The 14,542-nt window shown below is 67.1% G+C and carries 13 protein-coding genes; 6 read left to right on the top strand and 7 right to left on the bottom strand.

Annotation, left to right across the window (positions count from 1 at the left end; translation table 11 throughout):
- Positions 1-16 precede the first annotated feature (16 nt).
- Both L3Q65_RS35315 and L3Q65_RS35310 read left to right on the top strand, forming a co-directional pair.
- Complete coding sequence (locus L3Q65_RS35315; protein ID WP_182892905.1) at positions 17-1,033, top strand: iron ABC transporter permease; 1,017 nt, start codon at positions 17-19, stop codon at positions 1,031-1,033.
- The gene (locus L3Q65_RS35310; protein WP_182892904.1) at positions 1,030-2,010 is read left to right on the top strand and encodes an iron chelate uptake ABC transporter family permease subunit; all 981 of its coding nucleotides are present in this window, start codon (positions 1,030-1,032) and stop codon (positions 2,008-2,010) included. The genes L3Q65_RS35315 and L3Q65_RS35310 overlap by 4 nt, the downstream gene beginning before the upstream one ends.
- On the opposite strand, the gene L3Q65_RS35305 is transcribed toward L3Q65_RS35310, so the two are convergent.
- From L3Q65_RS35305 to L3Q65_RS35295, 3 genes are read right to left on the bottom strand one after another with little or no spacing between them, the layout of a single operon-like run.
- Positions 2,011-2,853 (bottom strand): transglutaminase family protein, encoded by an 843-nt coding sequence (locus tag L3Q65_RS35305; RefSeq protein ID WP_182892903.1) that lies wholly within the window; start codon positions 2,851-2,853, stop codon positions 2,011-2,013.
- A complete protein-coding gene (locus L3Q65_RS35300; RefSeq protein ID WP_182893031.1) occupies positions 2,850-3,797 on the bottom strand; it encodes an alpha-E domain-containing protein in 948 nt (315 codons plus the stop codon). Before L3Q65_RS35300 ends, L3Q65_RS35305 begins: the two co-directional genes overlap by 4 nt.
- A gap of 16 nt (positions 3,798-3,813) precedes the next feature.
- Positions 3,814-5,475: a circularly permuted type 2 ATP-grasp protein gene (locus tag L3Q65_RS35295; protein ID WP_037808973.1), complete on the bottom strand. Its 1,662-nt coding sequence runs from the start codon at positions 5,473-5,475 to the stop codon at positions 3,814-3,816.
- Between the two features lie 166 nt (positions 5,476-5,641).
- Between L3Q65_RS35295 and L3Q65_RS35290 the strand changes: the two genes are divergently transcribed.
- From L3Q65_RS35290 to L3Q65_RS35280, 3 genes are read left to right on the top strand one after another with little or no spacing between them, the layout of a single operon-like run.
- On the top strand, positions 5,642-6,559 hold the full coding sequence (locus tag L3Q65_RS35290; protein WP_182892902.1) for an ABC transporter substrate-binding protein: 918 nt from the start codon (positions 5,642-5,644) through the stop codon (positions 6,557-6,559).
- Between the two features lie 23 nt (positions 6,560-6,582).
- Entirely contained in the window at positions 6,583-7,542 is a 960-nt protein-coding gene (locus L3Q65_RS35285; RefSeq protein ID WP_182892901.1) for an amino acid ABC transporter permease, read from the top strand.
- The gene (locus tag L3Q65_RS35280; RefSeq protein ID WP_182892900.1) at positions 7,539-8,312 is read left to right on the top strand and encodes an amino acid ABC transporter ATP-binding protein; all 774 of its coding nucleotides are present in this window, start codon (positions 7,539-7,541) and stop codon (positions 8,310-8,312) included. The genes L3Q65_RS35285 and L3Q65_RS35280 overlap by 4 nt, the downstream gene beginning before the upstream one ends.
- A 540-nt stretch (positions 8,313-8,852) precedes the next feature.
- Here L3Q65_RS35280 and L3Q65_RS35275 read toward each other — a convergent pair.
- Genes L3Q65_RS35275 through L3Q65_RS35260 form a run of 4 tightly spaced genes read right to left on the bottom strand, consistent with a single transcriptional unit; the run spans position 8,853 to position 11,969 of the window.
- Positions 8,853-9,602, bottom strand: coding sequence for an ESX secretion-associated protein EspG (locus L3Q65_RS35275; RefSeq protein ID WP_182892899.1), 750 nt, complete (start codon positions 9,600-9,602; stop codon positions 8,853-8,855).
- Between the two features lie 26 nt (positions 9,603-9,628).
- On the bottom strand, positions 9,629-10,855 hold the full coding sequence (locus tag L3Q65_RS47440; protein WP_182892898.1) for a hypothetical protein: 1,227 nt from the start codon (positions 10,853-10,855) through the stop codon (positions 9,629-9,631).
- A gap of 1 nt (position 10,856) precedes the next feature.
- Complete coding sequence (locus L3Q65_RS35265; protein WP_182892897.1) at positions 10,857-11,462, bottom strand: DUF3558 domain-containing protein; 606 nt, start codon at positions 11,460-11,462, stop codon at positions 10,857-10,859.
- On the bottom strand, positions 11,463-11,969 hold the full coding sequence (locus tag L3Q65_RS35260) for a PE domain-containing protein (protein ID WP_182892896.1): 507 nt from the start codon (positions 11,967-11,969) through the stop codon (positions 11,463-11,465). It abuts the gene before it with no gap.
- 268 nt (positions 11,970-12,237) lie between these two features.
- Between L3Q65_RS35260 and L3Q65_RS35255 the strand changes: the two genes are divergently transcribed.
- Positions 12,238-14,541, top strand: coding sequence for an oxidoreductase (locus L3Q65_RS35255; RefSeq protein WP_182892895.1), 2,304 nt, complete (start codon positions 12,238-12,240; stop codon positions 14,539-14,541).
- The last annotated feature ends 1 nt before the right edge of the window (position 14,542 follow it).

Here is a 14,542-nt window from a genome sequence, read left to right as displayed (position 1 = left end):
CCTTAGGGTTAACGCCATGGTCCTGCTTGGGGAGCGCGTCACATCCCGGCGCTGGGGCGTCCGCGCGACAGTCCTGGTCGCGGCGCTCGTCGCACTCGTCGCGGTGGTGGTGCTGTCCATCGCCTTCGGCTCCAACCGGTTGCCGCTCGGCAGCGTGTGGCACGCCTTGTTCTCCTACAGCGGCACGTTCTCCGACGTCGTCATCCGCGACGACCGGCTGCCGCGGACGCTGCTCGGCCTCGCCGTCGGCGTCGGGCTCGGGCTGGCCGGCGCGCTGCTGCAGGCGATCACCCGCAACCCGGTCGCCGACCCCGGCCTGCTCGGCATCAACCACGGCGCGGCGGTAGCGATCGTCCTGGGCGGCGCGGTGTTCTCGGTGTCTTCGCCGCAGCAACTGGTGTGGTTCGCGTTTTTCGGCGCGCTGGCCGGAACGGTCCTGGTCACGGTGATCGGCGGGTCGGTGAGCCCGCTGCGGCTGGTGCTCGCGGGCGTCGCGGTCCAGGCCGTGTTCGTCGGGATCAACCAGGGCATGCAGATGATCAACACGCACAGCCTCGACCAGATGCGGTACTGGCTCGTCGGCTCGCTGGTGAACCGGAACCTCGGCAGTCTGGCGGGACTGCTGCCGTTCTTCCTGGCCGCGCTGGTGGTCGCGGGAGTGCTCGCCCGGCCGCTCAACGCGGTCGCGCTCGGCGACGACAGCGCGCGCGGCCTCGGCGCGAACCCGGCGCTGACCCGCGCGGTCGGCATGATCGCGGTCGGCCTGCTCTCCGCGACGGCGACCGCGGCGTGCGGACCCATCGCGTTCGTCGGGCTGATGATCCCGCACGTCGTGCGCGCGCTGGTCGGCCAGGACGAACGGTGGGTGCTGCCGTTGTCCGCGCTGCTCGGGCCGGTGCTGCTGCTCGGCTGCGACGTGCTCGGGCGGCTGCTCGGCGGGAATGGCGAAATCCAGGTGGGCCTGATGACGGACGTGATCGGCGGCGTCGCCTTCGTGATCGTGGCGCGGCGGCTGAAGGCGGTGCGGCGATGAGGACGTGGCTGGTCGTCGGTTTGCTGGCGCTGGTGGCGGCGGTGCTTCTGGTGCTCGCCGTGGGCACCGGCGATTACGAGATGTCGCCGCTCGAAGTCCTGCGCACGCTCGCCGGATCCGGCACGAAGGCGCAGTACCTGGTGGTCACCGGTCGCCTGCCGCGCGCGTTGGTGGCGATCTTCGTCGGCGTCGCGCTCGCGCTGGCAGGGACGGTTTTCCAGACGGTGACCCGGAATCCGCTCGGCAGCCCGGACATCATCGGCTTCACCACCGGCTCGGCGACTGGCGGGATCATGATGATCCTGCTGTTCGGCGCGGGCCCCGGCCTGGTGTCGGTCGGCGCGGTCGCGGGCGGCCTGCTCACCGCGTTGCTGGTCACCGCGCTGTGCGCCCCGCACGGTTTGCTCAGCTCACGGCTGGTGCTGCTGGGCATCGCGGTGAGCGCGGTGCTGGCCGGGGTGAACGGTTATCTGCTGGTGCAAGCGAAACTCGAAGCCGCGGCACAGGCGGTCGGCTGGCTGACCGGTGATCTTGCTGGCCGCGACTGGAACTACTTCATCCCGCTGTGCCTGGCCGTCGTGGTGCTCGCGCCGTTCATCTTCGTGCACCAGCCCGCGCTGCGAATGCTGGAAATGGGCGACGACGCGGCGGTCGCCGTCGGGGTCGCGGTGCCACGAGTGCGCGCGGTGGTGCTGTTGGCCGCAGTGGCTTTGGCCGCTTCCGCGACCGCCGCGGCCGGGCCGATCCCGTTCGTCGCCCTTGCCGCGCCGCAACTCGCTCGCCGCCTGACCCGTCGACCAGGCCCGAACCTGCTCGCCTCCGCGGCGATGGGCGCGGTGCTGGTGCTGGCGGCGGACTTCGTGGGCCAGCGGGTGCTGGACGCTTCGCTGCTGCCGGTGGGCGTCGTCGCGGCCGCGTTGGGCGGCGGGTATCTGTTGTGGCTGTTGACAGTTTCCCGGCGCCGCCAGACCGCGTGATCAAGCCATCCGGGTCAGTTCCACCGAAACATCCAAAGTGGACTGGCTGGCCCCGGTGAAGATCCCCTTCAGCGGAGCCACATCCGCGTAATCCCGGCCGGTCGCGACCCACACGTGCCGCGGCCCGACCGGGATCGCGTTCGTCGGATCGTGCGCCCACCAGCCGCCGGTCCACACGTCGACCCAGGCGTGGCTCTCGCCCTCCACCTTCTCGCCGAGCTTGGCCTCCGGTTTGGTGTGCAGGTACCCCGAGCAGTACCGGGCCGGGATGCCGATCGCCCGCAGCATCACCAGCGTGACGTGCGCGAAGTCCTGGCACACGCCCTCGCGCGCCCGCCACGAATCGGTCGCCGTGCTGTGCACGCCGGTGGTGCCCGGCTGGTATTTCAACTGCTCGTTCACCCAGCCGCAGATCGCGAGCACCGCGTCCGCCGGGTCCAATCCCTTGCGCAGCGCTCGGGCCTGTTTGGACAGTTCCTGGTCGTTCGGCGTGTACGGCGTCGGCGTCAAATACTCCGTGCGCTGATCGCGGACGGTCTCGCTCTGCAGGTCCTTCCACGTCGCCGAACGCACCGGTTCGGCTTCGTCGGCGGTCTCCACCACCGACGTCGCGAGCACGGTGAACTCGGTGTGCGGCGCGTGCAGGTCGAACGAGGTGACGTCGGTGCCCCAGTAATCGGTGTAGCGATAAGCCCGGGTGGCTGGCGAGGTTTCGATGCGGGTGGCCAAAGTGGTCTGCCGCCGGTCCGAGCGCGGGGTGAGCCGGGCTTCGTTGTACGACTGGGTGGCCGGCGTCGCGTACCGGTAGCCGGTCCGGTGCGTCACCCGCAATTGCCAGGTCACAGGGACACCTCCGCACCGCTCCACGCCACCCACGGCGACGTGTGGAAGTACTGCATGGACACCGCTTCCCCGATTTCCTTGATCGCTTCCTGCAATCCGCGCAGCCGGCGCGGCAGGTCGTCCAGCAGTGCCGCGGGGTGGAGGAATTCCAGCTCGCTGCGGGCGCGGCCGAGCAGCCGGACGGCCTCGGACTTTTCGTTGCCCCGAGCGTTGATTCCCGGATCGAGCTGGCGTAAACAATCCTCCGCCTGGCGCAACGCGTGGAAGACCGAACGCGGGAACAACGTGTCCCGGAGCAGGAATTGCACCACGCGCGCCGCGTCGAGTGCGCCGCGATTGGTGCGCAGATAGGTGTCCTGCGCACCCGCTGAGCGAAGCACGGTCATCCACCCCGGCGACGACGCGCGGTCGGAAACCCGCGAAAGCAGCAGCCGCACCACCATGTCCGCACGTTCAACCGATCGGCCGAGCACCAGGAACAGCCAGCCGTCGTCGCGGCTCATCGTGGAATCGGCGAGCCCGGCGAACATCGCCGCCCGTTCCTCCACAAAGGACAAGAAGGCGTGCGGTCCGGCGCGGCGGGCGTAACGCTGCCGGTCGGGCACCGCGTTCCAGGTCGCATTCAGGCATTCCCACAGCTCGGTCGAAACGACCTCGCGCGCGCCGCGGGTGTTCTCGCGCGCGGAGTTGATCGAACCGACGATGGACGACGGATTGTCCTTCGCGTAGGCGACCAGTTCGGTCAGCTTCCACACGTCGAGCGCGTCACCCGCGTCGAACGGGATGCCGAGCACGGCGAGCAGCTGACGGCTGACGTGGTCCGGATCGACGCTCGCGTCTTCCAGCAGCTGATGCACCGAAACGTTCAGGATGCGGGAGGTGTCGTCGGCGCGTTCGACGTAACGGCCGATCCAGTACAGCGACTCCGCGTTGCGGGCCAGCATCATGGATTTCCCTCCCTCAGCTCTGCTGTTGCTGTTGTTGCTGCTGCGACGTGGACAGTTCCGGGCCCTGTTCCGCGGCGACACCGTCCACAACGGACACGTCACCGAGCGCGGGACGGTCGAGTTCCTGCTCGGAGGTCGAGGACCGCGAAGCGAGCACCCAGGTGTCCTTCGAACCGCCGCCCTGCGACGAGTTCACCACGAGGCTGCCCTCGGGCAGTGCGACCCGGGTGAGCCCGCCGGGCAGCACGAAGATCTCCTTGCCGTCGTTGACCGCGAACGGCCGCAGGTCCACGTGTCGCGGCGCGAGTCGGTCGTCCACCTTGGACGGAACGGTCGACAGCTGCACCACCGGCTGCGCGATCCAGCCGCGCCGGTTCGCGCGCACCTTTCGGCGCAACGCGTCGAGCTCCTTTTTGGACGCGTCCGGTCCGAAGACGATGCCGTATCCGCCGGAGCCCTCGACCGGTTTGATCACCAATTCGTCGGCGTGCTGCATGACGTGGTCGAACTCGTCCGGCAGCCAGCACCGGAAAGTGTCCACATTGGGCAGGATGGGTTTCTCGTTCAGGTAGTAGCGCACCATTTCCGGCACGTAGGTGTAGACGAGCTTGTCGTCGCCGACGCCGTTGCCGACCGCGTTCGCCACCACCACGTTGCCCGCGCGAGCCGCGTTGAGGATGCCCGCGACGCCCAGCACCGAATCCGGCCGGTGGTGCACCGGGTCGAGGAACTCGTCGTCGATCCGCCGGTAGATGACGTCGACCTGGCGTTCGCCCTCGGTGGTGCGCAGGTAGACCACGTTGTCGCGGCAGAACATGTCGCGGCCCTCGACCAGCTCGACGCCCATCAGCCGGGCGAGCAGCGAATGCTCGAAGTAGGCCGAGTTGTAGACGCCGGGGGTGAGCACGACGACCATCGGGTCGGCGACGTTCGGCGCGGCCGCCGCTCGCAGTGCGCGAAGCAGATGTGACGCGTAGTCACCGACCGGCCGGACCCGGTGTCGCGCGAACAGGTCCGGGAACACGCGCGCCATCGTGCGCCGGTTCTCCATCACGTAGGACACGCCGGACGGGTTGCGGAGATTGTCCTCCAGGACGCGAAACGTGCCCTCTTCGTCGCGGACGAGGTCGACGCCGGAGACGTGGATCCGCACGCCGTTGGGCGGTTTGATCCCGTATGCCTCGCGGTGGAAGTGCTCGCACGAGGTGATCAGCCTGCGCGGCAGGACGCCGTCGCGCAGGATCTGCCGGTCGCCGTAGACGTCGGCGAGGAACGCCTCCAGCGCCCGGACACGCTGTGTCACGCCGCGTTCGAGCCGGGACCATTCGGTCGCCTGGATGACGCGGGGCACGAGGTCGAGCGGAAACGGCCGTTCCTGGCCGGACAGCGAGAACGTGATCCCCTGGTCCACCATCGCCCGGTCGAGCGCCTGCGAGCGATTGGTGAGGTCGCTGGCGTCGAGCGCGGCGATCGAGCCGTACAGCGCGCGATACGGGCCGCGAACCGTGCCGTCGGGCGCGAACATCTCGTCGTACGCGCCGGCGTGCGGCCGCTCCGGGGCGAGGTAGCCGTCGAACTGCGCGCCGGGCCGGGCCGCGCGGCGGCCTTTCACCGTTCGCGCACGTCGTCCGGCTGGCGGCAGCCGGGGACCGGGGTTGCTGTTCATGGGAGACATCCTGACTTACCGCGCCGAGCGGCCGTGACACCCGTCTTCCGGCAAGTCCTGTGCGAAACTTCCCCGTGACGCACCAGTGCTGTGCATACCCGCTTCCGAGTGGCAATATGCCAGCTCTCAGCCCTTGAGAACTACGAGGAGTGACGAAGTGGCCCGAGGACAGCAAATGAAGGCACTCGCCCTTCTCCCCGCTTTCGCGCTGGTCGGCATGACGATGGCGTGCGGCGCGGGCGGCAACGGATCTGGCGGCACCGACGCGGGTTCCAGCCAGGCTCCCGGCGGAGCCGAAAGCGCGCCGACCGCGCAGAAGGACGCGGCGCTGGCCGCGATGGTGCCCGCCGACATCAAGGCCGACGGCAAGATCGTGATCGGGCAGGACCAGACCTACCCGCCGAACGAATTCGTCGAGAACGGCAAGGCGACCGGCTTCGACGTCGACCTCGCCACCGCGGTCGGCCAGGTGCTCGGCGTGCAGACGGAGTTCCAGAACTCGGCGTTCGACGGCATCATTCCCGGTATTTCGGCGAAGAAGTACGAAATGGGCATCTCGTCGTTCACGATCAACGCCGAGCGGATGCAGACCGTCGACATGATTTCGTACTACAGCGCGGGCACCTCGCTCGCGGTGCTCAAGGGCAATCCGGACAAAATCTCGGTGGACGACCTGTGCGGCAAGAACGTGGCCGTGCAGAAGGGCACCACGCAGGTCGACGATCTCGGCAAGCGCAACACCGCGTGCACCAAGGCGGGCAAGCAGCCGATCAACATCACCCAGTTCCAGGCGCAGACCGACGTGAACCTGGCGCTGACCGCGAAGCGCGTGCAGGCCGAACTGGCCGACTCGCCGGTCATCGACTACGCGGTGAAGCAGACCAGCGGTCAGCTGGAGTCCGCGGGCGCGCCGTACGACACCGCGCCGTACGGGATCGTGCTCCCGAAGGGCAGCGGCGAATTCGGCAAGGCCGTGCAGGGCGCCGTGCAGAAGCTGATCGACAGCGGAATCTACAAGAAGATCCTGGACAAGTGGGGCTTGTCGGGTTCCGGTGCCATCACCAAGTCGGAGATCAACCCGTCCGCTTCCTGACGAAACTGAGGACTTAGTTACTCGTGTCCACTCCCCCCGGCCCCGCCGATTCCTGGCAGGAGGTCGACACCACCCCGATCAAGGCGGTCCCGGTCCGGCATTACGGACGCTGGATCGCCGGCGTGATCATCGTGTTCGTCGCGTTCATCGTGATCCGCAGCGTCGTCACGAATTCCGCGTTGCAGTGGCCGGTCGTCGGCGAGTACCTCTTCGACAACCGGATTCTCAACGGCCTGCGGAACACGTTGCTGCTCACGGTGCTCTCGATGCTCATCGGCATTGTCGGCGGCGTACTGCTCGCGGTGATGCGCCTGTCGCCGAACCTGCTGATGTCGGGCGCAGCGTCGATCTACATCTGGCTGTTCCGCGGCACGCCGTTGATCGCTCAGCTGGTGATCTGGAACTTCCTGGCGCTGGCGTACCCGAAAATCGGCCTCGGCATCCCGTTCGGGCCGACCTTCATCAGCTGGGACACGAACACGCTGATCAACCAGTTCGTCGCCTCGTTGCTGGGCCTCGGCCTGAACGAGGCGGCGTACATGGCGGAAATCGTCCGCGGCGGCCTCCAGTCCGTCGACAGCGGTCAGCTGGAGGCGTCGTCCGCGCTGGGCATGAGCCGGGGCAAGACCTTGCGCCGGATCATCCTGCCGCAGGCGATGCGGGTGATCATCCCGCCCACCGGCAACGAGACCATCTCGATGTTGAAGACCACGTCGCTGGTCGTCGTCATCGGATACTTCGAGCTGTTCGTGTCGGCGCAGACGATTTATTCGCAGAACTACAAGACAGTGCCGCTGCTGATCGTCGCGGCGACGTGGTATTTGTTCATGACGTCGGTGCTGACGGTCGTGCAGGTTTACATCGAGCGGTATTTCGCCCGCGGCACCTCACGGGCGACCGCACAGAAGAACAAGTGGGGAGCGCGAATGCTGGGCTTCCGCTTCGGCAGTGGCGGCAGCGGATCCGGGGGTAGCGTGCAGTGACTCCCGTCGTTTCCGCGCAAAAGGTGTGCAAGAGCTTCGGCTCGCTCGACGTGCTGAAGGGCATCGACCTGGAAGTGCACGACCGAGAGGTGCTCTGCCTGATCGGCCCGTCCGGTTCCGGCAAGTCCACCCTGCTGCGCTGTATCAATCACCTGGAGAAAATCGACGCGGGCAGGCTGTATGTCGACGGAGTGCTAGTCGGCTACCGCGAACGCGGCGGCAGGCTGCACGAGCTGCGCGACAAGGAAATCGCTGAGCAGCGCAAGAACATCGGCATGGTGTTCCAGCGGTTCAATTTGTTCCCGCACATGACGGCGCTGGAAAACGTCATGGAGGCCCCGGTCCAGGTCCGCCGGGAGCCTCGGGGCCAGGTCCGGGAACGGGCTCTGGAACTGCTGGACCGCGTCGGCCTGGCGGACAAGGCCCGTTCCTACCCCGGCCAGCTTTCGGGCGGCCAGCAGCAACGGGTCGCCATCGCACGAGCGCTGGCGATGCAACCGAAGCTGATGCTCTTCGACGAGCCGACGTCCGCTTTGGACCCGGAGTTGGTGGGCGACGTCCTCGGCGTCATGCGCCAACTGGCCAAGGACGGCATGACGATGGTCGTGGTAACCCACGAAATGCAGTTCGCCCGCGAGGTGGCCGACAAGGTCTTCTTCATGGACGGCGGGGTTGTCGTGGAGTCTGGTTCTCCGGACGAGGTGATCGGGGATCCGAAGCATGAACGGACGAAGTCGTTCTTGGCTCGGGTGCTGAACCCGAACGCTTGAGGTTCGTGGGGCCGCCCGGAGATTCTCCGGGCGGCCCTTTTTATGAGTGGTGTGTGGATTTCAGGTGCTGGATGCCGAAACTGGCGATCTTGGCCGAGACGGGTTGGAAAAATGCGGATTTCCGGTGTCCAGCCGGGCAATCACAGTGAAGAGAAGATCGTCCCGGACTCCGGCTGCCAGTGTGCAGACGCCTTCTCCCTCCCCTCCCTGCGCGTAGCTGACAGCGGGGTGAGCGAAGCTAATGTGCCGTCTTCGCTGCTGGCGTACCGGCTGCTGAGGCCGTCCTTGTTGCCGGGAGCAAGGCCAGCGTTGGCGGTGCCGTACTCGCCGGCGTAGGTCCACGCAACTCTTCCCGCTCTGGTCGCCCTCCATCGCGGCGTTGACGACCTTGGTCCCTAACCCTTCCACCTGTGCCGTGCTTACGGCACGGCAAGGGCCAGACTCAACCTCGGCAGTGGTGGCGATTGGGCGCAGGCACGGCTGGTGCACCGTGCGATGGCAGAGCATTCCCGGCGCTAGATAACGGCGGTGATGGGCAGCTCACCGTCCAGAACGCAGCTCGTTCTCCAACTGCTGCACCTTCTTCGCCATCTCCTGCGGCCCAGCCCCGGCCAAGCTGATCCATCCGGACTTGTCCACCCCGAACAGGATCCGCCCCTCCTCCATATCCGCCCACCCCGGCGGATTCTCGTTGCGCCGCCGCTTCCCGCGACTGTCCCGGACCGCGACGTACAGCCGCCCGAAGTACGTGTGCGGCTTGTCAAGCCACTGCAGTACCTGCTTGGCGTCCCGAACACTCGGACTCGTCCGCCCAGACGGCTGGCTGCCGTTCTTGACCAGGTTGAGGTCCTCGTCGGAACAGTTAAGCGAAAGAACCCGCGCAGCCTGAGCCTCCGGCAGCAGCGCGATGAACTCCCGAACCAACGTATCCGCCGAACACGGCGCGATGTACAACTTCTGGTTCACCGCAACGACAGTCGCCGCGTCCCGGCCGCTCGCGGCGGCACGCACCGTCCGCTCGCCACGATCCGATTTCACCCATGAGTAGTACTCGACACCCGGACGCTGCAGCAAATGCATCGTCTCGACGAACTCGTCGCTGAGCCGTCCACGCTGCATCAGCCCGACATTATGCAGTTCGCGGTCGGTGTCAGCCGCCAGTTGCCGTCTTTCCTCCGGCGAGTACCAGAGAGCGCCGCGAACCAGCGTCGGATGGATGTCGCCGAGGTTCAGGCGTTCCAGCAGCACTTCGAAGGTTTGCAGGCTCAGCTCAACGGGCTTGCGCAGCACCGGCTTTTCCTCCCCTCGCCATTCCGCTAGGCCCCGATAACCGGCGGCGTAGGCCGATTGCCGTCGTAACCCCCGAAAATCGAATCCGGGTCTTCTTCGGCCAGCAGGATTTTGCGCTGATGTTCCTCGTCCTCAGGGCCTTTGCCGCCCTTGCCGCCGCCGCCCATGCCGCCCATCCCGGGCTGACCTTTCGCTCCGGCCGCGCCGGCACCACCCGCGCCAGGCCTCGCTGCACCCGCACTCTCGCCGAGCGCCCCGGCACCAGTACCGCCTCCGACACCCCGCGGTCCGGCACTGCTGCCCGCGCCACCGGAACCGGACCCGCCGGGGCCGAACCCGCCACTGCCACTCCCGCCGGCGGTCGGCCCGAAGCCGCCGCCGAACCCGCTGACCGGACCGAAACCGCCGTTCACCCCGCCCGTCCCAGGATTCCCGCCAACCGGAGACGAGGACGGCGGCTGCCAAGTGGGAGGCGTTGACGGAGGCGGCGTGGGATCAGCCCAAGCCGCCCTGGTGCTGTCATTAGGCGGCGACACGGGCGGAGTCACGACCCCGCCATGCCCGGGCGGCGGTGGCGCCTGCATGCCAGCCGCCCCGGGAGGAGCGGAGTAGGCGCTGGGCCCGCTGCTGTAGCCGCCGCCGTAGTTGTGCGACGAACCGCCACCGGACGAATGGTGGCCAATACCGGAGCCGATCCGCCCGGTCGCGGTCCCGGGAGTCGGCTGATCCGGGGTAATGCCCGTCGAGGACACATCCGGATCGTGCGCGGCCGGATAGTCCATGGGCATGGTCTGGGTTCGGGGATCGGTGCTCAGCTGGTACTGGCCGTAGGCCTCGACGTTCTTCTTGGTCTTGTCGTCGAACTCCGCGGCGGCGATCTCGTCGTCGCTCGCTCCGAGCGAAACGTAGTCCGAGAGCTTCTGGTCGTCAGGCCTGGTCTCCGCGACGGGTACAACAGCGTTCTTCACGTAGTTGAACGCTGCCGACTGCTCCGCGATGGACTTCTGCATCGAGTCCATCTTTTCCGCCGCGATGTGCGACGTGGCGATCAACGGGGCCAGCCCGGCCTTGCCGGTCTCGGCGGCCTGCCCTTTCCAGAAGGAGTTGAGCGCCGCTTGGCTTTCGGTGAGCTTGGCGGCTACCGCGTTATGGATGGATTTGAGGTCGCCGCATCCGCCGCCCATCGCGTCCAGGCCGGTCGTGTCGCCAGGGCTGTGCAGCTGGTTGTAGATGTCATGACCGGTGACCGCCACCTCAACCTGCCTTCAGCCGGGTGATCTCGGCGGCAGCCAGCTTCTCCGCCATGCCGCACGGGTCGGCTACCGCGGGGCTTCCCGACCGCAGCTGAGTATTGACGGTGTAGGTGAGGTCGTCGCGCACCCCTACCGCCAGCGCGCACGAGCCGGTTCCTTCGTCACCCTTGCTGTAGACGACCGACGGATACCCGAGGATCGGCGCGTGCGGCTTGAAAGTGGTCAGCCTCCCTGCTTGGTTCTCCAGGTAGAGGCTGTTGAGACCGCGCTTGTTCCCGGAGAAGAAGCCGGCACTGACGTTGCCGCCGCCTCCGTCGAACGTCCATTGACAGGATTTGCCGACGATCGACTGAGCGACAGAGGTGCCTTTGACCTTGCCGCCCGCCTTCTCCACCTCGGACGTCGGGAGGGCGGAGCAGGGGTCGGCTTCGTACGGGGCGGTGTTGGTCAGCGGCACTGCGACCTTCGGGGCGAGCATGCCTTCTGCCGGTTGGGAACTGGCTGGCGCTGGGGTCGGTTGTCCTCCGGTCGAGCCGCCTCCGCAAGCCGCCAGCAGCAGCGCACCCCCACCGGCGAGCACGAGTTGGCAGACGCGACGAATTCGCATTCAGTCGACCTTTCGGGTTCCGCGCAGCGCGTCGATCGCGGCGTGGTCCTGCTTCACGTAAGCGGTTCGGATGTCTTTGAGGGTTTGGACATAAGAATCCAGGTAGTCGACCGTTCCGCGGAGAAATTCGTTGTACGCGGTGGTCGCGCGATCCGCCGCCTTCGAGTATGCCGTCGTGACGGTGTCCGAACCCGGCTGGCCGAGTTGCGCGAACTGAATCGCGATGGTCCGGGCCCTCGAGTACTCGTTGTCGAGGCTGTCCTCGAGCTGCTGGATCACCTTGTCCATCGCCTCTGGGTTGAATTCCCAGCCGCCGTTGGACGCGGCCGCCGCGAAGTCCGCTTTGGCCTGGCCTGACCCGAGGGCCGCGAAATTCGGCGGAGGTGGTGGTGGCGTGGCCGCGTTGGCTCCCGCGATGAGCCCGGATCCGGGCGGAGGAGCGGTCGGGGCGGTCGAGATGAGCTGGTTCTGGACGCCCTGCAGTCCGCTGTTCGTTCCGTCTGGCATTGTCGTGCCTCCCCGCACGGGCCGCGGCTTCACGGGGGCGGCCTACCCTCTGTTCTTGATCAGCTTCGGCAAGTGACCATAGCAGTCACGCCCACCCCAGGAGGGCGGGTTCCAGCGAGATCGCTCGGACAGTGGATCAATCCAGTAGTCATCCGCAAGCGGCCAGTAACCGAGCGAAGGACCCCCGCGCACTACTCCGCCCGGCCCCTTGCCCATCCGCCGTTGATCCGATTCCCTGAGGGCTGACGATCGTGGGGAGAAGGGGCTCGTGCCGACCGATACGACCTTGCCGCCGCTTGATCCGTTTGCCGGGGTTCCCGACAAGCGGTACGAGGTGAAGGCCGCGGACCTGCTGAAACCTGGCAGCAGCGGCATCCTTCGCTGGAGACGGCAGGCCACCAACGCGCCGATCGTGCTGGTCGAGGACGCCTACATCACCGGGACCCTTGATCTTCGCGCCGCCGACCTCAATTTTCTCTTCCAGTTCGAACGCTGCCGGTTCGAGCATCCGCCGGACGTGCGCGAGGCGACGCTGCTCGGACTCGTTTTCCGGAAATGCTGGCTTCCCGGGTTGAGGGCGCGCAATTTACGCAGCCGGAATGACGTCAGGCTCATTCGCAGCACGGTGGAAATCGCGGCGGACGAATTCGAGCTGGAGACGACTACCGTGCAGCGCGGGGACGATCGTGAGCGCGGGATGCCCAACGCCGCGGTCAATCTCACCGACGCGGTGATCGACGGGTCGGTCGTGCTCACGCGGACCACGATCAGCCATCCGCACGGCAAGGCGATTCAGGGCGATCGCCTGGTGATTACCGGTGCTCTGCTGGCTTATCGCATGGTCGCCAAGGGCGAGGTGCGCCTTCCGGGCATGCGGACCGGCGGTAACGTCAACTTCTCCGGGGCCACGTTCGACAACCCGGATGGCTTCGCGTTCAACGGGAACGGGTTGCACATCGGCGGCAGCCTGCTGTGCGAGGTCGACAACTACGGTCCGGCGAGCGAGCGGAAGCGGTTCTCCGCCAAGGGAGTCCTTTACCTTCCAAGCGCCACTGTGGACAGTGACATCGTCATGCGCGAGGCGCGGCTTCAGGTCGACCAGCGTGGGCCGATCGTCGTGGACGCTTGGAAATCCGGCGATCCGTACCTCGATCCGCGGCCGGCGTTGGTCGCGGATCGGCTCAAGGTGGACGGCAACCTCGAGTTGTCCGACGGGCTCCGGGCGTTCGGCACGCTTCGCATGGTCAACGCGCGCATCGGCGGCTCATTGCGGCTCGCGGGCGCGGAGATCACCATGGTGCGCGGCCGTGCCACGCCGTATTACGACCGGGCGTTGCACCTCGACGGGTCCACGATCGGCGGCGACATCGAGGCGACCAATCTCCGGGTGCCGATCGGGCAGTTGCGGCTCGCGGACGTCACTGTCGGCGGCAACTTCCTCGCCTGGAATTCGATGTTCCTGCACCCGGGACGGGACGTGTTTTCCGCGCGGAGGGCCAAAATCTCCGGGAATTTCCAGCTGACGGACGCCACACTGCAGGGCACGCTGAGGTTGCAGGGGGCGGAAGTCGGCGGCAGCGTGAACATGTTCGGCACGCTGTTAACCGAGCCCGGACAACGGAAATCGAGCAGCTTCTCCCTCGACATCCGTACCGCGCGGATCGGCCGCGACCTGGTGCTGACCGAGGACAAAGACCGCCCGTTCCTCGCTGAGGGCGGCGTGAACCTCGACGGCGCGCAGATCGCGCGAAGGCTCGACATGAACGGCGCGAAGCTCGGATCCCTTGCCCCGCACGATATCGCGCTCGACGCCAGCGACGTCACGGCGGACGAGTTCATTCTGTCTCCTGCCGAAGCGCCGACCGGCTCGGTCCGGCTGCGCAGAGCGCATTGCGGTGCGCTGGCCGACAACGAGGAGATCTGGAATGCCACCGACGGTCTCGAACTCGAGGATTTCCGTTACGACGCGCTGAAACACGGCATCGCGCTCGACGACGACAAAGCGCTGGACCATCGGATCGAGCTGCTGCGCAAGGCAATGCGCGGCTATCGACCAGGGCCGTACGACCAGCTCGCCGCAACCCTGCGTGCGGCCGGAAACGAAGAGCATGCCTCGACGGTCGCCCTGCGAAAGCAGCAGTTCCGTTACGAAGCGCTCGCCAAGGGCTTCAAGTTCTTCGGCCCCGGCGTCCGCGTGTGGAGCTGGCTGCAACGGTCGATGGTCGGCTACGGCTTCCGTCCGGTGCGCGCGCTCGGCTGGCTGTTCACGCTGCTGGTGCTGGGCAGTCTGTGGTTCGGCCTCGGCAAGGACGACTGCGTCAACGACCACACCGGCCGCTACATGACCAGCGGTCCGCGGTGTCTCGTCAACCAGCAGGACTCCGGCCTGCAGTGGAACCCGGTCATCTACACCGCCGACCTGCTGGTGCCGATCGTCGACTTCGGCAACAAGTCGCGTTGGTACATGCACGGCGCGGACAACTGGGTGGCGGCCGGGTTCACCGCGTCCGGCTGGATCCTCGCGACGACGGTCGCGGCGGGCGTGAGCCGGATGCTGCGCCGGGAGTCCTGAT

This window comes from Amycolatopsis sp. FU40 (assembly GCF_021903635.1).
In the GTDB taxonomy this organism is placed as follows: domain Bacteria; phylum Actinomycetota; class Actinomycetes; order Mycobacteriales; family Pseudonocardiaceae; genus Amycolatopsis; species Amycolatopsis dendrobii.
The sequence above is the reverse complement of the archived record's forward strand: the minus strand, read 5'-3'. Positions and strand labels throughout refer to the sequence as shown.

Excerpts from the sequence above, each read along its gene's own strand:
- L3Q65_RS35260 (WP_182892896.1), bottom strand. The coding sequence starts at position 11,969 with ATGCCAGACGGAACGAACAGCGGACTGCAGGGCGTCCAGAACCAGCTC.
- L3Q65_RS35315 (WP_182892905.1), top strand. The coding sequence starts at position 17 with ATGGTCCTGCTTGGGGAGCGCGTCACATCCCGGCGCTGGGGCGTCCGC.
- L3Q65_RS35295 (WP_037808973.1), bottom strand. The coding sequence starts at position 5,475 with ATGTCTCCCATGAACAGCAACCCCGGTCCCCGGCTGCCGCCAGCCGGA.
- L3Q65_RS35300 (WP_182893031.1), bottom strand. The coding sequence starts at position 3,797 with ATGCTGGCCCGCAACGCGGAGTCGCTGTACTGGATCGGCCGTTACGTC.
- L3Q65_RS35310 (WP_182892904.1), top strand. The coding sequence starts at position 1,030 with ATGAGGACGTGGCTGGTCGTCGGTTTGCTGGCGCTGGTGGCGGCGGTG.
- L3Q65_RS35290 (WP_182892902.1), top strand. The coding sequence starts at position 5,642 with ATGAAGGCACTCGCCCTTCTCCCCGCTTTCGCGCTGGTCGGCATGACG.
- L3Q65_RS35265 (WP_182892897.1), bottom strand. The coding sequence starts at position 11,462 with ATGCGAATTCGTCGCGTCTGCCAACTCGTGCTCGCCGGTGGGGGTGCG.